Source organism: Proteus alimentorum, from assembly GCF_002607735.1.
Lineage (GTDB): Bacteria > Pseudomonadota > Gammaproteobacteria > Enterobacterales > Enterobacteriaceae > Proteus > Proteus alimentorum.
This window is the reverse complement of sequence record NZ_NBVR01000031.1, coordinates 570,045-589,943: the sequence shown is the minus strand read 5'-3', so window position 1 is coordinate 589,943 and position 19,899 is coordinate 570,045. Positions and strand designations below refer to the sequence as shown.

Annotated in this window: 16 protein-coding genes; 7 read left to right on the top strand and 9 right to left on the bottom strand. The window is 38.0% G+C overall.

Features of this window, described 5'->3' with window-relative positions:
• Positions 1–46: 46 nt before the first annotated feature.
• From mgtE to purM, 6 genes are all read right to left on the bottom strand, one after another.
• Positions 47–1,510: a magnesium transporter gene (gene mgtE, locus B6258_RS13275; protein ID WP_099075641.1), complete on the bottom strand. Its 1,464-nt coding sequence runs from the start codon at positions 1,508–1,510 to the stop codon at positions 47–49.
• Between the two features lie 246 nt (positions 1,511–1,756).
• Entirely contained in the window at positions 1,757–3,289 is a 1,533-nt protein-coding gene (ppx, locus tag B6258_RS13270; RefSeq protein WP_099075640.1) for an exopolyphosphatase, read from the bottom strand.
• Positions 3,290–3,293: 4 nt separating this feature from the next.
• Entirely contained in the window at positions 3,294–5,375 is a 2,082-nt protein-coding gene (ppk1, locus tag B6258_RS13265) for a polyphosphate kinase 1 (RefSeq protein ID WP_099075639.1), read from the bottom strand.
• 46 nt (positions 5,376–5,421) lie between these two features.
• On the bottom strand, positions 5,422–6,012 hold the full coding sequence (gene speG / locus B6258_RS13260; protein ID WP_088495291.1) for a spermidine N1-acetyltransferase: 591 nt from the start codon (positions 6,010–6,012) through the stop codon (positions 5,422–5,424).
• 106 nt (positions 6,013–6,118) lie between these two features.
• Positions 6,119–6,748 carry a phosphoribosylglycinamide formyltransferase gene (purN, locus tag B6258_RS13255; protein WP_099075638.1) on the bottom strand — a complete coding sequence of 210 codons (630 nt, stop codon included), beginning with the start codon at positions 6,746–6,748 and terminating at the stop codon, positions 6,119–6,121.
• Positions 6,749–6,761: 13 nt separating this feature from the next.
• A complete protein-coding gene (gene purM, locus B6258_RS13250) occupies positions 6,762–7,802 on the bottom strand; it encodes a phosphoribosylformylglycinamidine cyclo-ligase (protein WP_099075637.1) in 1,041 nt (346 codons plus the stop codon).
• 231 nt (positions 7,803–8,033) lie between these two features.
• Between purM and upp the strand changes: the two genes are divergently transcribed.
• From upp to hda, 4 genes are all read left to right on the top strand, one after another.
• The gene (gene upp, locus B6258_RS13245; RefSeq protein WP_099075636.1) at positions 8,034–8,660 is read left to right on the top strand and encodes a uracil phosphoribosyltransferase; all 627 of its coding nucleotides are present in this window, start codon (positions 8,034–8,036) and stop codon (positions 8,658–8,660) included.
• A 125-nt stretch (positions 8,661–8,785) separates the two neighbouring features.
• A complete protein-coding gene (gene uraA, locus B6258_RS13240) occupies positions 8,786–10,087 on the top strand; it encodes a uracil permease (protein WP_099075635.1) in 1,302 nt (433 codons plus the stop codon).
• Between the two features lie 285 nt (positions 10,088–10,372).
• The gene (locus B6258_RS13235; protein ID WP_099075634.1) at positions 10,373–11,578 is read left to right on the top strand and encodes a mechanosensitive ion channel family protein; all 1,206 of its coding nucleotides are present in this window, start codon (positions 10,373–10,375) and stop codon (positions 11,576–11,578) included.
• Between the two features lie 164 nt (positions 11,579–11,742).
• Positions 11,743–12,450 carry a DnaA inactivator Hda gene (hda, locus tag B6258_RS13230; RefSeq protein ID WP_006533048.1) on the top strand — a complete coding sequence of 236 codons (708 nt, stop codon included), beginning with the start codon at positions 11,743–11,745 and terminating at the stop codon, positions 12,448–12,450.
• Positions 12,451–12,667: 217 nt separating this feature from the next.
• Here the strand turns inward: hda and B6258_RS13225 are convergent, their stop codons facing one another.
• Positions 12,668–13,918: an MFS transporter gene (locus B6258_RS13225; RefSeq protein WP_099075633.1), complete on the bottom strand. Its 1,251-nt coding sequence runs from the start codon at positions 13,916–13,918 to the stop codon at positions 12,668–12,670.
• Between the two features lie 1,436 nt (positions 13,919–15,354).
• Here B6258_RS13225 and B6258_RS13220 point away from each other — a divergent pair.
• The gene (locus B6258_RS13220) at positions 15,355–15,873 is read left to right on the top strand and encodes a hypothetical protein (protein WP_099075712.1); all 519 of its coding nucleotides are present in this window, start codon (positions 15,355–15,357) and stop codon (positions 15,871–15,873) included.
• A gap of 2 nt (positions 15,874–15,875) precedes the next feature.
• A complete protein-coding gene (locus B6258_RS13215) occupies positions 15,876–16,424 on the top strand; it encodes a DUF5384 family protein (RefSeq protein ID WP_099075632.1) in 549 nt (182 codons plus the stop codon).
• Positions 16,425–16,783: 359 nt separating this feature from the next.
• Here the strand turns inward: B6258_RS13215 and arsC are convergent, their stop codons facing one another.
• Positions 16,784–17,140 carry an arsenate reductase (glutaredoxin) gene (gene arsC / locus B6258_RS13210; RefSeq protein WP_099075631.1) on the bottom strand — a complete coding sequence of 119 codons (357 nt, stop codon included), beginning with the start codon at positions 17,138–17,140 and terminating at the stop codon, positions 16,784–16,786.
• A gap of 8 nt (positions 17,141–17,148) precedes the next feature.
• Positions 17,149–18,621: a beta-barrel assembly-enhancing protease gene (bepA, locus tag B6258_RS13205; protein WP_099075630.1), complete on the bottom strand. Its 1,473-nt coding sequence runs from the start codon at positions 18,619–18,621 to the stop codon at positions 17,149–17,151.
• Positions 18,622–18,775: 154 nt separating this feature from the next.
• Here bepA and B6258_RS13200 point away from each other — a divergent pair, with 154 nt between their 5' ends.
• Entirely contained in the window at positions 18,776–19,852 is a 1,077-nt protein-coding gene (locus tag B6258_RS13200; protein ID WP_099075629.1) for an AI-2E family transporter, read from the top strand.
• Positions 19,853–19,899 lie beyond the last annotated feature (47 nt).

Genomic DNA, 19,899 nt, shown 5'->3' with positions numbered 1-19,899 from the left:
GCCACTGTATTTTATTATCAGTGGCGTTAGTGTAATAGGGCTTGTTTTAGACTAAGAAAATAGTTGCTAAACCTAAGAAGATAAAGAAACCACCTGTATCTGTAATCGCGGTTATCATAACGCTTGAACCAATGGCGGGATCTTTACCTAATTTAATCATCGTCATCGGTATTAATACGCCCATAATGGCGGCCATTAACAGGTTAAGTACCATTGCCATGGTCATCACGGCACCCATTGCAAGGTCGCCATAAAGTAAGAAGGTGACGATCCCCATGATGCCTCCCCACACAATACCATTGATAAAGGCGACACCTAGCTCTCTTAAAATGAGGAAAGAGAAACTCCCTGTTTGTATCTGATGTAGCGCCAAAGCACGTACAATCATGGTGATAGTTTGGTTACCTGTATTTCCCCCGATACCAGCAACAATCGGCATCAGTGTTGCTAAAGCGACTAATTGTGAGATGGTGTGCTCAAACACACCGATAACACGAGAGGCAACGAAAGCAGTACATAAGTTAATTGCAAGCCAAGTCCAACGCGTTTTAACTGCTTGTCCAACGGGTGCAAAGACGTCTTCTTCTGGGCTCAACCCCCCCATACGACGAATATTGGTATCGCTCTCTTCATGCATGTTATCAACGATATCTTCAACGGTTAATCGCCCCATGAGAAGACCATTACTATCAACAACCGCTGCGGAAATTAAGTCATAACGTTCGAACGCACCCGCCGCATCTTCGCCTTTTTCTTCTGGCATAAAGCTCACTGTGTCTGTTTTCATTACATCAGAGACAAGTTTATCTGGCGATTGCGTTAAAACGGTGGTTAATGGAAGTTCGCCCAACAGATGGTTTTTATTATCAATAACGAAAATTTTATCTGTTGCTTCAGGAATAGAGCCTCGTTGGCGTAGATAGCGCTGTACTGTTTTTAATGTAACATTGCCTCGCACAGTGACGAACTCAAAATCCATCATCTGACCGACACTGTCTTTTGGATATTGAAGAACTTCTCTTATTCTATTACGCAGGCTTGGTTCTAAATAGGTAAGAAGACGACGCATTGTATCGCGAGGTAAGTGCTCTGCGATGTACGCTTGCTCATCCACATGTAATGTGGCGACCGATCGTAATAATTCACGGTCAGTCATATCTTTTATTAAGCTGTCCCAAACGGCGACAGAAGCTTCGACTAAAACAGCACCACGTTCATTATTATCAACCAAATGCCACAGGGCTAGACGTTCGTCATAGGGAAGGGCTTCAAGAATATCTGCAATATCTGCCGCGTGTAGATCTTGTAGTAATTCTCTAACAGTGGTGATTTTTTCATGAAGTTCATGGTGGCTCAGCCTATCATTTTCACTTGCTTCACCTAAAACGGTTTCAACAAAATGATCATCTTCGAGAAAGATGCTCAAAATTTGCTGACGCAGGTGTGCCACTTTTTGTGAATACGGATTGATGGCAGCCGCAGTATCATTGTTGATAGCTGGTTGAGACATGTTATTCCTTTTTAATTCTTACGAGGGAGATAACCATTGACACTAATTATTCCATTTTAGGATGATTATCGGTCTTCTCCGTATAAAAAATATGAATCTTGAACAATATTGCGTTGGTGATGTTCATATTATGGTCACAAATCAAACCCATGTTGTTATGTGATAGTTGTTATTTGATAGTCGTTGTATGATAGATGCAACAAAAGACGCATTGACTAGCGTCTTTTTCTGTATAATATCATATTGTTAAGCAGATTCCTCTTTTATCTCCAATTTCCAACCCGGAACTGACTGCCAATGTTCTTGTTCTTTTTCTAAATCCAATTCCATCAATGTGTTATCGGAAAGATATTTTTTAGGAAAATAAAGCACCCAATGATTTTCATCTGTAACTAAACGCAAAGATGCAGGTTTTGTTGTCGATTGTCGCTGATTATTAAGCAAAGTTGCTAATCTTAGTATTTGTACGAGTGGAAAATACTGTTTCTTTTTATAAAGATTAAATTTAGGCAACTCATCTAACTTGATCCCTTTTCGGTGATAGCGAACGAGGGTTGTTAATAACAGTTGCTGCTCTTGATTAAAACCGGGTAAATCAGTATTTGAAAGAATATAAGCAGAATGGCGATGTAATCCACTTAAATTAATGCTTAATCCCACTTCATGTAACATGACTGCCCACACTAAAATAGCCTCTAAATCAGGGCGAACTAATTTAGGATTTTGCTCTGCCCACTGAGCGTAAAGAGATTGCATGGTTTCGAGAACCCGTTTTGCTTGTTCTCTATCGATATTATAGTGCTCTGCAAGGCTTTTAGCTGTGCGTTGGCGAATATCTTGATGGCGGAATCGGCCTTCCATTTCATAAAGTACACCTTCACGTAATGCACCGTCAGATAGGTGTAGGGCTTTTAATCCTAATGAATCAAAAATACCGCATAAAATCGCCAAACCGGGTACAAAAACATGTTTGCGCTCATCGGATAAACCCGGCAGGGTGATATCTTTAAATTTTTTAAATCGTAAAACTTGTTTAGTGAGCATAAGTAGGCGTTCAGGTGTGATAACACCGTCTTTTTCACCAAGCTCAACTAAGATCTCATGAGCCGCTTTAATTGTTCCTGATGCCCCTAACGCCACATCCCAGCCAGTCATTTTGTATTGCCATGCAATTTTTTCCATTTTACGTGCTGCTTTTTCTTGTGCTTTACGAAAAGCGGATCCGCTAATTTTCTGTTCTGGGAAAAATTGACGGCTAAAACTGACACAACCCATACGTTGGCTTTCAATTAAAATGGGCTCAAAGTTTTCACCAATAACTAATTCTGTTGAGCCACCACCGATATCGATAACGAGCTTTCGACCTTTTTCAGATTGAGTGTGTTCAACACCCATAAAAATAAGTCGAGCTTCTTCATGCCCTGAAATAATTTCAATAGGATAAGGCATCACTTCTTTGGCTCGTTGAAGAAAGACTTTCGCATTAGTGGCGACACGCAAAGTGTGCGTTCCTACGACGGTGACATTTTCTGCAGGAAAGCCCTGTAACCTTTCAGCAAAAAGAGAAAGGGCGGAGAGCCCACGTAACATAGCCTCTTCGCTTAATTCGTTATCATCATCAAGTCCATCAGCAAGATAAACCCGCTGTTTTAAACGACTTAATACTTGTAATGCGCCATTAACAACACGCGCAATTATCATATGAAAACTATTAGAACCGAGGTCAATAGCTGCAATTTCTAAAGGGCGTGGTGAAGAGTCATCTTGTGATAAAGGCATAAAATTACGCTCGTGAACCGGGTTGTTCTAACAATTTAATGTACTCATAGACAGCAAGCTGGGAACGGATCTTACGTTTATTTCCACGAGGAACATAGCTATTTGTTAAATCTTTATCGATATAACGTGCTTTTACGGTGTCATTAAATTGAATATCCAGTATATCAAGAACGCGCTGTTTAAGTTGAGGATCAAGCAAAGCCACTGCAACTTCAATACGATAGTCAAGGTTTCTCGTCATCCAGTCCGCTGAAGAGAGAAAGATTTTTTCATCGCCTTTATTGGTGAACACATAAACACGGTCGTGTTCTAAAAAACGGTCAACAATGCTAGTTACCTGAATATTTTCACTAAATCCCGGTTGATTAGGGACTAAAGAACACATTCCACGGACTAGCAATCGTACTTTTACGCCCGCTTCTGATGCGTCATAAAGGCGATTAACTAGCTCTTCGTCGACTAAGTTATTCACTTTTAATGTGATCCCAGCAGGATGTCCGGCTTGAGCACTGTGAATTTCATTTGTGATTAGTTGGTTTAACAGGATACGTGAGTTTTGTGGTGAAACCATCAAATGTTCAAAAGTCACAGGGCGATAAGGGTTTTCAATAAAGCTAAAGACGCGGCGTACTTCATTCGTAATTTCAGTGTTAGCTGTTAATAGTGAATAGTCAGTATAAAGACGGGCTGTTTTTTCGTTAAAGTTTCCCGTACCGATATGAGCATAGCGAATGATTTCGCCATTTTCTAAACGTGAAATGATAAATAACTTCGCGTGAATTTTTAGGCCCGGAGCAGAGAAAATAACGTGTACTCCGGCTTCTGTCAGGCGTTTTGCCCAATGGATATTCGCTGCCTCATCAAAACGTGCTTGTAACTCAACAACGACAGTGACACGTTTGCCGTTATGCGCAGCGTGGATCATCGAATCAATGATCCGAGAGTCTTTAGCAACACGGTAAATATTGATTTTTATTGAGATAACACTTGGGTCAAAAGAGGCTTGGCGCAACAATTCCAGCACATGTTCAAAAGTATGATAAGGATAATAGAGCAAGACATCGCGCTCACGTATCGCATCAAAGCCATTACGGAAGTTATCAAACCAAACGTGGCGTAAGCGTGGGATCGGTTTATTTAATAGAAATTTACTACCTTCGTTTGGGAAGTTAATAAAATCTTTGAAATTATGATAACGCCCCCCCGCAATGACGGAGTCATTATTCGATAAACCTAATTTACTGCGCAGCAACGCCACCATTTCATCAGGCATATCGCGTTGATAAACAAAACGGACTGGCTCTGCGGTAAGGCGTTGTTTTAATGTTGATGACATCATTTCAAGTAAACTTGATTCCATTTCTGTTGCAAGATCGTACTCTGCATCTCGCGTCATTTTCATGGAATAAGCACTTAATGAATCATAATCAAAAAAGCCTTTAAATACCTCATCAAGACAGTAGCGTAAAATATTATCCAATAAAATCATGGATTTTTTCTTACTACGACCTTGGTCTGTTGGCAGAATAACAAAACGAGGGACTTTATCGGATGGAATTTCTAACAGGGCATAATGGATAATTTGCCCTTGCACAATTTCAACAGCTAAATAGGTATAGTCATCTTTAAGAAACTCAACCAAGTCTGTTTCAGGATTAATCAAAATAGGCGTGATGTGTTTTCTTAAATTCTGGCGGAAATATTGGCGTAACCAGATTTGTTGATTCGGTGAGATTTGGCGTTCGTTAATTAAAAAGATTTGGTTTCGTGCCATTTCAAGTAACAAATCATTGTATAAAGCATCAAACTCTTGGTCGGCTTTAGCCACTTTTGATTGAATTTTCTTTATAAGATGGCGAGCATGACTTGATGCAGAGCGTGAGCCACGCTCTTCATTAATTAAAATACGGCGTTTTACATCGGCAAAGCGAACCTTGTAAAACTCATCAAGGTTATTTGAATAGATCCCCAGAAACCTGACTCTTTCAATTAACGGGTTTCGTTTATCAGCCGCCTCTTGTAATACACGTTCGTTAAACGCAAGCCAACTGATCTCTTTATCAATATAGAGTCGTTCCTGGGACATCTGAACTCCAACAAGGGTTAAAGTTTAAACTTAATATCTGAATAAATCAGACGTGTTGCTTAATAGTCGCACCCGGCTTAACAAAATTTTCGGGTTTCGCTTCTTTGGCTTTTTGTTCAAAATAAGGCGCTTGAAAAGTACACATTCTAATCGCAGAACGGTAGGCACCGTTAACAAAAAACTCATCTATTAAATCACCTTCTTTTTTAAAGCCAAGCTTTTCATAAATATGAATCGCTTTAGCATTCTCTTTATCGACGATTAAATAGAGCTTGTATAAATTAAGTACAGAAAAAGCATAATCCATCGCAAGTTTCGCCGCTCGTGCCGCATAGCCATGGCCTTGATGGGCAGGGGCGATGATAATTTGGAACTCAGCACGACGATGAACATAATCAATTTCAACCAACTCGACAAGTCCAACTTTAGTACCGTCACTTTCGGCAATAAAACGGCGTTCACTTTGGTCGTGAATATGTTTTTCATAAAGGTCACTTAACTCGATAAAAGCCTCATAAGGCTCTTCAAACCAATAGCGCATAACGCTGGCATTATTATCAAGTTGATGGACAAAAGAGAGATCTTCTCGTTCGAGAGGACGTAATTTTATAGGTGGAACTTTCTTACCACCGGACATAAGCACCTCGGTGAATGCATTGAATAAAAAGAGAAAAGGGTGACACAAAAAAAGTCACGCGGGCTACAGTGTAGCACAATGTGACTTTTTATCTTAAACGAAATAGTTAACCAAGGTTGTCGAAAAGCGCAATGCCATCGAGAAAGGCCTGATTATTCTGCATTTTTAATCGCTCGTCAGCTAACCATCCGATCGCTAATGGATAGATTCGATACTCTTCCGCTTGTATTCTTGTTTGTAATGATTGCTCAGTATCATCCGGTAAAACAGGAATGCGAGCTTGAATAATCATGGGGCCACCATCAAGTTTTTCTGTAACAAAATGAACAGTAACACCATGAAAAGCGTCTTTATTTGCTAAAACTTGGCGATGAGTGTGTAATCCGGGATATTTAGGAAGCAAAGAAGGATGAATATTTAATAATTTATGCTGATAATGAGTCACAAAATCAGGCGATAAAATACGCATAAAACCGGCTAAAACGACAATATCGGGTTGATAAGCATCGATTTGTTCAATTAATGCTTTATCGTAATCAGCCCTATCATTATATAGAGTCGGATCAACAAAATAAGCTGGAATATCAGCAATTTTTGCCCGTTCAAGACCATATGCATCAGCTTTATTACTTAAGACAGCAACCACATTACCTGTGATTTTATTTGCCCTACAGGCGTTAATAATCGCCTGTAGGTTGCTGCCGTTTCCTGAGATGAGGACGACAATATTTTTCATTCACATGCTTTCATTAGTTAATAATAACTTGTGCTTCATTTGCAGCTTGTGGTGCAATTTCACCAATTAACCATGCGTTTTCACCACACTCAGCAAGATGTGCTAATGTTTTTTCAACGTCATTTGGGTTAACGGCAATTAACAATCCAACACCGCAGTTAAAGGTGCGATACATTTCATGTGTGCTGACTTGTCCCGCATCTTGTAACCATTTGAAAACCAGTGGCCATTCCCAGCTTTTGCTGTCAATACGAGCTTGTGTGTTTTCAGGTAATACACGAGGAATATTTTCCCAGAATCCACCCCCTGTAATATGTGCCACAGCATGGATATCCACATTTTCAATTAATGAAAGTAGTGACTTCACATAAATACGAGTAGGGGCTAATAGGTGATCAGCTAATGATTTGTTACCTAAGGATGTGCTTTCTGCTTGTGTATTGCTGACTTCAAGAATTTTTCTGACTAATGAATAACCATTAGAATGAGGACCACTTGATGCTAAAGCGATTAGCGCATCGCCCGCTTTAACTTTGCTACCATCGATAATTTCTGATTTTTCAACCACGCCGACACAAAAGCCTGCGATATCATAATCATTACCGTGATACATTCCTGGCATTTCAGCCGTTTCACCACCGACTAATGCACAACCAGATTGCTTACAACCTTCTGCAATACCAGTTACTACACGTGCTGCGGTATCGACATCTAATTTTCCTGTGGCATAGTAGTCAAGGAAGAAAAGGGGTTCTGCACCTTGAACAATTAAATCGTTGACACACATTGCGACTAAATCAATCCCGATGTCATCATGGCGATTTAAATCCATCGCAAGACGAAGTTTAGTTCCTACGCCATCTGTGCCTGAAACTAAAATAGGTTCGCGGTATTTAGATGGAATTGCACAAAGTGCGCCAAAACCACCTAAACCCCCCATAACTTCAGGACGGCGGGTTTCTTTTACTACACCTTTGATACGATCGACTAAAGCATTACCTGCATCAATATCGACACCGGCATCTTTATAGCTGAGAGAGGATTTGTTAGTCACGTAGAGCCCTCACGGCAAGTTGCTGTTAAGAAAAAATGTGTGCGGATGCTATTCTAACAGGCAAAGCAAACGTTTGCGAGGATCTTCTTTATAGGTCACAATTATTCATGTTGGTGTGGTTAAAAGCTGTGCGCTTGATCAATATCAATAGAAAAACGATGGAATGTTGGCAAAAAAGCGGTATAATCTCGCGATTTTTTTGTCAGGCTGCGTCGTACATTAGGAGAAATTATGAAGATCGTTGAGGTAAAACACCCACTCATTCAACATAAATTGGGGCTGATGCGAGATCATGATATAAGCACTAAACGCTTTCGTGAACTGGCTTCAGAAGTTTCCAGTCTACTGACGTATGAAGCTACCGCCGATTTAGAAACAGAGACGGTAACAATAGAAGGTTGGTGTGGTTCGGTAGAGATAGAACAGATTAAAGGAAAAAAAATCACAGTAGTTCCTATCCTCCGTGCAGGTATCGGGATGATGGACGGAGTATTAGAAAATATTCCTAGTGCCCGAATCAGTGTTGTTGGCGTTTACCGCGATGAAGAAACATTAGAACCTGTCCCTTACTTCCAGAAATTAGCATCCAATATTGAAGAGCGTATGGCGCTTGTTGTTGACCCTATGTTAGCAACAGGTGGCTCTATGATTGCCACAATTGATTTATTAAAAAATGCGGGCTGTACTTCAATTAAAGTATTAGTACTGGTTGCTGCTCCAGAAGGTATTAAGGCATTAGAAGAAGCTCATCCAGATGTGGAATTATATACTGCATCTATTGATAGCCATCTTAATGAGCACGGGTACATCGTTCCAGGTCTTGGCGATGCTGGTGATAAGATATTTGGTACAAAATAATAATTAAGCCGACTTTGATAGTCGGCTTTTTTTTGGACCCGTTATCTCGTTCTATAGTTAGAACTATAGTTAGAAATATACAAAACAAACCAATTTCACATTCATATTAAAGAGAGGTCGTAAGCATGACTCGTCGTGCAATCGGGGTAGAAGAGCGCCCACCATTATTACAAACAATCCCGTTGAGTCTTCAACATCTGTTTGCAATGTTTGGCGCCACCGTACTTGTGCCAATTTTATTTAAAGTTAATCCGGCAACAATATTGTTATTTAACGGGATCGGAACCCTGCTTTATCTCTTTATTTGTAAAGGACGCATTCCTGCTTATTTAGGTTCGAGTTTTGCATTTATCTCACCTGTACTTTTATTGTTACCTTTAGGGTATGAATTAGCACTTGGGGGATTTATCGTCTGTGGCGTGTTATTTTGTATCGTTGCAGGTATTGTCAAAATAGCAGGGCGAGGCTGGATCAATGTGATGTTTCCGCCTGCGGCAATGGGTGCAATCGTTGCCGTCATTGGACTTGAATTAGCAGGAACTGCCGCAGGAATGGCAGGATTATTACCAAGTGCAGATGCACCAGTTGATAGTCAGACACTGCTTATTTCTATGGTAACTTTAGGTGTGACTATCTTAGGCTCTGTGATGTTTAGAGGATTCCTTGCTATTATTCCTATTCTTATTGGGGTATTAGCAGGTTATGCACTCTCTTTCTTCTTGGGCGTTGTTGATATTACGCCAATTAAAGAAGCTAACTGGTTTGCACTACCGACATTCTATTCTCCGCGTTTTGAATGGAGTGCTATCTTTATTATCCTACCTGCTGCATTAGTGGTTATTGCTGAGCACGTTGGACACCTAGTTGTTACAGCCAATATTGTGCAACGCGATTTAATGAAAAATCCAGGCTTACATCGTTCTATGTTCGCAAACGGTTTCTCTACCATTATTTCGGGTTTCTTTGGTTCAACACCAAATACCACTTATGGTGAAAACATTGGTGTTATGGCTATCACTAAGGTTTACAGCTCATGGGTTATTGGTGGTGCGGCAATTCTCGCCATCTTATTATCTTGTGTCGGTAAACTGGCTGCGGCTATTGCTGCTGTGCCTGTTCCAGTTATGGGTGGCGTTTCATTACTGCTTTACGGTGTCATTGGCGCATCAGGTATTCGTGTCTTGTTAGATTCAAAAGTGGATTACAACAAACCGCAAAACTTGATTTTAACGGCCATTATTCTGATTGTCGGTGTGAGTGGTGCTTCCATTCAAATTGGCGCTGCTGAATTGAAAGGTATGGCATTAGCGACCATCGTGGGTATTGTTTTAAGCTTAATTTTTAAATTAGTGAGTATTGTTCGCCCTGAAACAGAATTAGTGGATAACACCATTGAATCAGTGAGTGGTACAGCAAACAAAAAGTAATCGATTAAGACAATCTAAGCAATATGTTGAAATTAATAAAAAAGGTGGATGAACTCCACCTTTTTTATTGAGTTTTATTTTTATGTCATATTAAAAACTAAGATTTTTGATGTTTTGAGTGTTTAAAACTTAGAAAAGTGTGATTAATTCAATCATGATGTTTATTTAAATAAAATAAATGAGACAATGGTTGCCTGTTCTTATGCGAAATAGGCATTTTATTTGCTATATCGAGTGATATTCGTTTTAAGGTTGGGAAATCTCAAAAAAGGTATAACGCAATTTATGGAAAAGCTAATTGAAATTTATGATTTCATTACATCAAAGCAGATTTTTATCACAATATTTTTAGTTGTTGTGTTGCTGGTGGTGTGGTTTCTCGCCAAAATGATTTTCCGCCGAATAGCAAAGCGTTTACTTTTTTTATTTACTGAGCTTTCAGATGAAGAAACCATAGAAGATATCGCTAAAAAGAGTGCATCTATTGTTGCAGTTACACTCGTTCTCTATATTAATCAGCTACTACCGTCTTTTTCACCTGAGATGAATATTATCTTTGAGACGGTTGCTCGCGCCTTCATTATCATTAATATCGCATCATTGCTTAATAACGCGCTTGATATCTTCAATATTAGGCACGCAAAAAAAGCGTGGCATCGGAATAATTCCATTAAAGGCTATATTGAGATTGCCAAAATTGTAGTCTGGATTATCTCTTTTATCTTGATCATTGCCTTATTTACTGAACAATCACCGCTTATTATTATCTCAAGCTTTGGTGCTATTGCTGCGGTATTAATGTTTGTTTTTCAGCATACCCTTATCTCTTTTGTTGCCAACATTCTTATCTCGAATGGGAAAGTATTAAAGCTTTATGATTGGATTGAATTACCCAGTAGTAATATCAGCGGTGAAGTGATTGATATCGCATTGCATACGATCACGGTACGCAATTGGGATAATACAATTTCCCGTATTCCAACCAAAGACTTTTTGACTGAAAAATATACTAACTGGCAGCCGATGTTTTCATCAGGCGGGCGTCGGATTAAACGTAGCTTTTATATTGACCAATCTTCAATTTCATTTGCAACGCAAGAGTTAGTATTAGAATTAAAAAATACAACACATCTTCGTAAGAGCATAGAAATAATGCTTGAAGGCAAAGAAGAAGAGATTGGCGATATTAATGAGTGGCTAGAAACAAAAGGAGTGACTAACTTACAGTTATTTCGTAAATACATGCTAAATTGGATAAAAATGCGTGGCGATGTTAGACCTGATATGTATTTGGTGATCAGAACAATGCCACCTACACCGATGGGATTACCTGTAGAGCTATATTGTTTTACTCGTGCAACTACTTGGGTTGAATATGAAGAGACACAATCTGAAATTTTTGAGTATATAAATGCATCAGCCCAATATTTTAAGCTCGACATTTATCAACAACCTTCAGGGAATGATGTTTCGAAATTAAAATTCAGATAATAAAGACGATTAATTAAACAACGACTTTTTTCTGATTATAAAATAGGCTTATCATGGTGATCTTGCTGTTATCTTAACCAGTGCAATGTGCTTTTTTAATATTGATTCTGACCTTGTGAGAATTTGTGTTAGAATCACCACGTTTATTAAACTATTCAGGTGAGGTGCTTCTGAATACGCCGTCACAGCTATCATTACCACTATCTCTGCCCGATGATGAGACATTCGATAGCTTTTATGCAGGGGAAAACGCGTCGTTAGTCGCGGCAATTCGAACCGCCATTCATCAATCTCATGGCAGTTATATCTATTTCTGGTCCCGTGACGGAGGTGGAAAGAGCCATCTATTACATGCCGCTTGTGCTGAGCTTTCTTTAAAAGGTGATGCTGTTGGGTATGTACCTCTTGATAAACGTGCCTATTTTGTTCCCGATGTTCTTGAAGGCATGGAACATTTATCCTTAGTTTGTATTGATAATGTTCAGTGTATTGCGGGTGATGAAGAGTGGGAACTCGCCTTATTTAATCTTTATAACCGTGTTTTAGAGCATGGACGAACCTGTTTATTAATTACAGGGGATAGACCGCCTCGCCAAATAGAGCTACAACTTCCTGATTTAGCGTCTCGCCTTGATTGGGGGCAAATCTACCGTTTGCAACCTTTAAGTGACGAAGAAAAAATTCAAGCGCTGCAATTAAGAGCAAAACTTCGTGGGTTTGAATTACCTGAAGATGTTGGTCGTTTTGTATTAAAACGTTTAGATAGAAAAATGCGCACCTTATTTGAAATGCTCGATGAACTTGATCACGCTTCGATTGTTGCCCAGCGTAAACTGACCATCCCATTTGTGAAAGATATACTCAAACTTTAAATAGCCTCACTCATCTTGTTCGGTGAGGCGAATAATTCAAATCTTACCGCTATTTTCCAAATTCAATACGTATTGAAGGTAACCAATTTTTGTTATTTCTTAATAGTGATCTTTCTATTTTTATCATCTCTGATAAAAGCAAGAGATAAAAAACCGCTTGTCTTTATTCAAGGCAAGCGGTGAGAGACACAAACAATAAAGGAGGAGGGTTAAATAATTAGTTTGCTTCTACTACTTTGGTTTTCTTCTGAGGTACCAGTAAGAAAATCAGATAAAGTGCAGTGATTGCAACAGTGTAGCCGGTGAAGATTAACCAGAATGATTTCCAATCAACCGCACCATTAGTGGTATATAAATCAATGACCCAGCCACTTAGCATTGCACCTAAATAAGTACCAAAACCGTTCACTAAGGTCATAAACATCCCTTGTGCTGTTGAACGATATTGTAATGGGATCTCTTTTTCTAAGAACAGTGAGCCAGAAATATTAAAGAAGTCGAATGCACAACCATACACAATCATTGATAACAATAAGACGATTTGACCTAATGATGTGTAGTCACCGTAAGCAAAAAAGCCGAAACGTAAGATCCAAGCAACCATACTGAATAAAACGATAGTTTCGATTCTTACGCGTTTTAATAACAGTGGTAAGAACAGAATAAATACGACTTCTGAAATCTGTGAAATAGATAAGAACACAGAAGGATAACGTGCAAAGAATGAATCATCTGCATTTGGAGATTGTGCAATATCTTGCAGGAATGGCACACCAAATGTATTGGTAATTTGCAGTACAGATCCTAACAATGTTGCGAAGAATAAGAAAACAACGACATTTTTCTTTTTAAATACTTGCAAGATATTAGTAATGCTAAATGCCACTTCTTCGGCTTTAGTTTCGTTTTTATCAGCCGCTTTAGTTGCAGGTAAGAACATTGCAAATACCGCTAAAACAATAGAAGCGATCGCTGCAACGAAGAGCTGGTGGTAGCTATTACCTAAACCTAAGAAGCTAATAACCCACATGGCCGCAATAAAACCAACCGTGCCGTAAACACGAATTTTAGGAAAGTAGTTATTAGGCTCCAAATGCTTTTGTTCTAACAGTTCAAAAATGATGCTGTTTGCCATTGAGATACTAGGCATAAAGAACAACAAATGTAATAAAGTTGCAAAAAATAGCGTGGTGACGGTCGTCATTTGCGACATTAACACTAATGCTAATGCAGAAAAAATATGCAGGGTAATAAACACTAATTTGCGGTTATTTATTTTATCTGCAATAAATCCCATGATAACCGGGGCGATAAGTGAGGCAAGTCCAAGAGCACTGAAAATAAGCCCAACATCACTACCTTTAAAATGCAGTTCTCCAAAGAGATACGAGGCGAACGTTACAAGCCAAGATCCCCATATAAAGAACTGGAGGAATGAGACAAGTTTTAATCTAAGTACGATATTCATCTGTTTTCCTATTAGCCTAGCAATCACCCGACACCAATAATGGTGATTGGTTAGTTTTAATTGCCCATAATGTTGGCTATAACGTTGTTTATTTCATATACATCTACAACTTCATTTCACACTGATTAATTGTTATCAAGTTAAAAAAACAACAATAAAAGAAGAGATAGAGTAAATAACAAATTGAAAGCTTATTGCTGCGTTGCAGTATTGTTTTAAATGTATACTTCTTGTTAATTTCTTTCTTGGGTGATAATGAAAAAATATTTTGGCGAGAATTTATTGTTTATCAATTCTGCTATCATATTTTCTGATGCCCATGATATGTAGGAATGCATTTGTGTAAAGAGACTTGAGTCACAATATAAATGAAACGCATGATTATTTTTTTCTTATAATTGTGAGTTTATGCGCCATGGTGTGATCTTGATAAAAGTTTTCAAAAATGACGATTTTTTACTCATAAAAAATATGAAATTGAGATGAAAAATTTTGAAAGCATAAAGCGATTAGTTTTTTTCTATTGTGGAAATAGTGAAAGTATGAGTTTCAAATAAATTAACAATTAAGAAACATTAATAACTTGGTTTTTCAATACAGCATAAAGGGAAACGGTTGCAATAGAAATGATGAGAATACAAAATAAAGAAGCATTAGAATAAGAAATTTCTAGTCCGTTGATTGGTGCTCTTATCCTTCATGCACTATAACGCTTTTGGGGATGGGATCTCCATATTTATATATTAGCTTATTAAGACGTATATTTTAATATTTGAGAAATTACCTAAATATTAAGTTTATAAACGCTTCTTTTAAAAATCACAGTCAAGTCATATAGGCATATAGGCATATAGGCATGTTGGCGTTGCATACACTTTTTCATGGCTTTATATATTTACACTGAGCTTAATAATTTAAATTCTATAAATTATAAAAAATACTACCGCCCTCGCTTTACTCGATTGGTTAAATATCTGATTATCACAAGATAAGCTTGTCATTTTCAACGATTTTATGTCGATTTAATTGTTTATCTCATAGATGTTAAGAACAAGTCAGAATAGCGTAGAACTGTTTTAAACTTTCAATATGAATTTAAGTTGGATAGGATAAAATTTTTGATGGGCTTTGTTCAGGATGAACAGGTTGTTTTAGTTATGAATAAATTAGATGTGCTTTATATATTTCAAAATGTTGAAAATGTAAATAATTATTTCTTTTAAAAATGAAATTAATTATTTATTTACTCTATTTTTATCATTTTAAGTATTTGTATTACTCTATTATTCAAGGAGGTGGTTTTTTATTTATGTCATTTTAATCTTAAAACAATGAAAAAAAAACTTACAAAAAACAGTTAATTTAAGATGACACAATTAGCGTAAGTAAATTAATTATCATATAAAATGAATTTATCTTTTATTAGTTATTTTTATATGGTGAGTATAGTGAAAAAAATCGTATTAGGTATTATTGTTTCTTCTACTTTGCTATCTGGATGTAATGTGAATACAGACCATCTTGGTGCTGATGTATATGAAACCAATCAGTTAAATAGTAAGCAAAAAACTAAAACAGTAAATATCATATCTATTCTTCCTGCTAAAGTTTCTGTAGATAATAGCGCACAAAAAGAAAGTGCAAAAAAAGCTGGGTCTATATTAGGTGCTGTTGCAGGTGCTGTGGGCGGATATAATGTAAGAGGAAAAAGTACTGCTGGTGCTATTGCTGGCGGTGTTGCGGGTGGTGTCGCTGGGAATGTGGCCGGTTCAATGGTTAGCGATAAAGTTATTGTTGAAGGTGTGAGTTTAACTTACAAAGAAGGGAATGAAGTATACACATCAACTCAAGCAGGAAAAAAATGTCAATTTAAACCTGGCATCGCTTTAATTATTACAACAAAAGAAAATGAAACTCGTATCCAACCAAATGCAGAGTGTCCTCCAGAGAAATAAAAATGAATAAAACAAATCGAGTTTTATTGATTTCGCTTTTGGCTTTTTCTTTTTCTAATTATTCTCATGCTGATTTGAACAGTCAATTACAAGCTGTTGCAGCAGCTGAAAGAGAAGGTGAATTAGCCAAAACTCAAGCTAGAGATAAATTGCAAGCAGAGGCCAAGGCAAAAGCTGAAGCTCAAGCTAGAGCCAATGCTCAAGCTAGAGAGGCTGCTCAAGCCAGAGCCAATGCTCAAGCTAAAGCGGCTGCGGCTGAAAAAGAGAAAGCATACAATGAATTCATCAAAGATAAAGCGAGAGAGCAATCTTTTGAAGATGAACTTAGAATGCTTGAGCTTGAAGAAAGAAAACTTGAGTTAGCCAGAAAGAAAGCGAGGGTTAATAGAGAAGATGATTTTATTGATCAAGAGCTAAAAAGGCAAGCTGCTCATACGGATGTAATTCAATCAGATGCTGATGCACAACGTAGTATTGCTAACGGAACTGAAAGCCTTTTGACTAAAGAAGGTGAAGCAAGGGTTAAAAAAGAGTCTGGTTTTTTTAAATAAGCTATGTTTTCCTTCTGTGAAAAACTTCTTTTTAATTGATGAGCATGGATCTTATAAGACCCATTCTGTTAAACGGGCGAGTTGACTACTCAAAATCGCCCGTTAGACATCATCAGAACGTCTTTGCGCGGCTTTAAGGACCAACCATACATAGTCAATTTAGAGCGGCTTTTATGCCGTTCTGATTCATTTTTAACAATTATTTTGTTGTGTTTAAATATACGGTTAAAGCATTAAAAGCTTATCTATACAAAAAAATGGCTAATGCCTTCTGAATAGGTTGAACTTCTTTCGACGATGCAATTTATAAATCCCCACAGTTACAAAAATAATGTAAAAGTGAGGATTTTTGATAAGGTTCAATTAAACAGTTTTTTCACTTGCTCTGGTGGACGGCCTAAACGGGCTTTATTACCAACAACCACAATAGGGCGTTCAATAAGTTTAGGGTTTTCATGCATTGCTTGAATTAATGCATCTTGTGATGTTTCATCAGCCAGTTTTAGCGTTTTATAAATTTCTTCTTTTGTACGCATTAACTCTCTTGCATCATTAAAACCTAATGCTTGAAGCAGTGTTTTAAGCTCCGCGACGGAAGGAGCTGTATCTAGATAGTGAATAACATTCGGTGTTATTTGCATTTCTTCTAGTAAATGTAAGGTTTCACGGCTTTTTGAACAGCGTGGATTGTGATAAATCGTCACTTTCTTGGTCATGTTGTCCCTTATTTAAATTGACTGTCTCTTTGCTGAATTTTTCTTAATTGGTCTATGCGAGCATCAAAGCGAGCTTGATCATTACTGCCTAATTTGACTTGTCGGCTTGCATCACCTAGATAACGAATTGCCGTTTCAAAGTCACCTCGTAGGGCCAAATCTTCTGCATAAGCGGCTAATTCATGAGCTCTATCACCTTGCTTGGCTGAATTTTCTGCCATTAATTGCCAACCAATCGGATCACTTGGATTATCAAAGGTATAACGATAAAGTAGGCGGTTAGCTTCGTTATATTGTTTATTATGCATATATGAATTAGCTAAGTTCGCAATAATCACATTGTTATTGGGCCTTTGTTTCAATGCCAGTTGTAATCTTGCAACCGCATCGCCTGCTCGGTTTTGTTCTAAATCGATATCTGTCATGGCATCAATAAGCCAAATGTTGTTCGGTTCTTTTTCTAACATTGGAGTGAGCAGTTTTCTTGCTTCATCAAATTTGCGATCACGAGAATAGATCAGTATTAACCCATAATTTGCGGCTGACTTTTCAAGAGCTGTACCTTGCTTAAACTGATCCAGTATTGTTTGCAATGCATTCTCTGATGTTGGATTTTTCGTCAGCATGGTTAAGACCCGCATTTTAGCAAACAGAAAGTCAGCTGACTGTGGAACCTGCCGAGCAGGAAATTGACTCGCTCGGCTTCTTGCATCAGATAAGCGGCTATCAGGTAAGGGATGAGTTAATAACATTTCAGGTGGTTTAGAGCTGTATCGTACCTGATCAGCAAGAATTTGCATAAAGTCAGGCATCCCTTTGGGATCAAATCCTGCACGATAGAGTGTCTGTATTCCGATACGGTCTGCTTCTTGCTCGTTCATTTGCGTGAATGTGATCATATTTTGCTGCATACCCGCCATACTTCCTGTAAAGGTTGCAAGGCCTGCATTTGGGTTTGCCATAAATATCAGGATAGAACCTAATACACCTGCAAGGGCAAGGGGCGTTGTTTTAGCCTGATCTTCAAGCATTCTCGCAAGATGTCGCTGAGTAACGTGTGTGATTTCGTGAGCCATAACAGAGGCTAATTCGCTTTCTGTTTGGCTATATCGAAAGAGTGCGGAATGCAAAACAATGTTTCCCCCAAAATAAGCAAAAGCGTTAATATTGGGGTTGTTAACTAAATAGAAGTGAAAAGGGGTTTTGACCGAGCTGGCGTTAGAAACGAGTTTTTGTCCTAAATTATTAATATAGTTAGAAAGTAATGGGTCAAAAACTAATGGTGCACTATTTCGCAGTTGGCGAGTATAGTAATCACCCATAGCGATTTCTTGATTGATGCTTAATGTTGAACCTGCGGTAGTTCCCATATCAGGTAAAGAGTCTTCAATATCAATCGCAGCCTGAGCGGGCACTACTGATGTTGATAGCAACGCAGAAACAAGAAGCGCGACTAATGGTTTTTTAAGTCTGAGTTTCATACAACTGTATCCTGATGGCTATCTTAACGAAAAATTAATAATTAATGATGTATGATAGCAAAACCTAACGTAAAATCTGTCAAAAGATTATTGCTTATGTAAATGAATACATACAGCTCTATTATTCTGATTATTATAAAGGATCTTTATTTTCATGCTGGACTTGCTTGTTCAATGGTACAAACGCCGATTTGCTGATCCACAAGTTATCGCCCTTGTGGTCATTTTGATTGCCGGCTTTTCTATTCTGTATTTTTTCAGTGGCATACTTGCTCCTTTATTAGTGGCAATTGTGCTTGCTTATCTTTTAGAGTGGCCAACTCATTTACTTGAGAAATTAGGATGTGCCCGTATATGGGCAGTATCGATAATTCTGACACTCTTTATCGGTATTAGTGCCATTGTTATTTTGATTTTAGCGCCAACTGTGTGGCAGCAAGGGATGACACTGATTTCAGATATCCCAAATATGATCAATAAGTTCAATGCCTTTGCGCATGAATTACCTGATCGTTTCCCTGCATTAATGGATGCTGGCATTGTTGATATGATGGCAGAAAACTTACGCAGTAAGTTCTCAACGGTGGCTGAATCTGTATTAAAAGTGTCTTTAGCTTCGTTAATCGGAATTATTACACTGTCGATTTATCTTATTCTGGTTCCTTTAATGACGTTCTTCTTACTTAAAGATAAGCAACAGATGCTTAATGCGGTTCGTCGTGTTTTACCAAAAAACAGAATATTAGCCGCACAAGTCTGGATTGAAGTTAACCAGCAAATTACCAATTACATTCGGGGTAAAGTCACTGAAATGATAATTGTGGGTGTTTTCACTTATTTTGTATTTGCTTTCTTTGATTTACGCTACTCGGTATTACTTGCTGTTATCGTCGGTGTTTCTGTTTTAGTTCCTTATGTTGGTGCTGTTTTAGCAACGATACCCGTTATTGTGATTGCATTATCTCAGTGGGGATTAGGCTCCGATTTTTGGGCGTTATTTATCGCTTATCTTGTTGTTCAAGGATTAGATAGCAATTTATTAGTGCCAATTTTATATTCTGAAGCTGTAAATATGCACCCTTTAGTCATTATATTGTCAGTGATTATATTCGGTGGTATGTGGGGATTTTGGGGCGTTTTCTTTGCTATTCCATTAGCAACGCTGATAAAAGCAGTGCTGCATGCATTACCTGATGAAATTGCGAATGAGCAACTTATAAAGAAAAGCTAAGTACGCATCGAATGTATTAATAAAAAAGAGATAAAAAAACAGACAGT

Bases quoted from the DNA above. Each gene is read 5' to 3' on its own strand.
- mgtE (WP_099075641.1), bottom strand. From the start codon at position 1,510: ATGTCTCAACCAGCTATCAACAATGATACTGCGGCTGCCATCAATCCG.
- ppx (WP_099075640.1), bottom strand. From the start codon at position 3,289: ATGCCTTTATCACAAGATGACTCTTCACCACGCCCTTTAGAAATTGCA.
- ppk1 (WP_099075639.1), bottom strand. From the start codon at position 5,375: ATGTCCCAGGAACGACTCTATATTGATAAAGAGATCAGTTGGCTTGCG.
- speG (WP_088495291.1), bottom strand. From the start codon at position 6,012: ATGTCCGGTGGTAAGAAAGTTCCACCTATAAAATTACGTCCTCTCGAA.
- purN (WP_099075638.1), bottom strand. From the start codon at position 6,748: ATGAAAAATATTGTCGTCCTCATCTCAGGAAACGGCAGCAACCTACAG.
- upp (WP_099075636.1), top strand. From the start codon at position 8,034: ATGAAGATCGTTGAGGTAAAACACCCACTCATTCAACATAAATTGGGG.
- uraA (WP_099075635.1), top strand. From the start codon at position 8,786: ATGACTCGTCGTGCAATCGGGGTAGAAGAGCGCCCACCATTATTACAA.
- B6258_RS13235 (WP_099075634.1), top strand. From the start codon at position 10,373: ATGGAAAAGCTAATTGAAATTTATGATTTCATTACATCAAAGCAGATT.
- B6258_RS13225 (WP_099075633.1), bottom strand. From the start codon at position 13,918: ATGAATATCGTACTTAGATTAAAACTTGTCTCATTCCTCCAGTTCTTT.
- B6258_RS13220 (WP_099075712.1), top strand. From the start codon at position 15,355: ATGGTGAGTATAGTGAAAAAAATCGTATTAGGTATTATTGTTTCTTCT.
- B6258_RS13215 (WP_099075632.1), top strand. From the start codon at position 15,876: ATGAATAAAACAAATCGAGTTTTATTGATTTCGCTTTTGGCTTTTTCT.
- arsC (WP_099075631.1), bottom strand. From the start codon at position 17,140: ATGACCAAGAAAGTGACGATTTATCACAATCCACGCTGTTCAAAAAGC.
- bepA (WP_099075630.1), bottom strand. From the start codon at position 18,621: ATGAAACTCAGACTTAAAAAACCATTAGTCGCGCTTCTTGTTTCTGCG.
- B6258_RS13200 (WP_099075629.1), top strand. From the start codon at position 18,776: ATGCTGGACTTGCTTGTTCAATGGTACAAACGCCGATTTGCTGATCCA.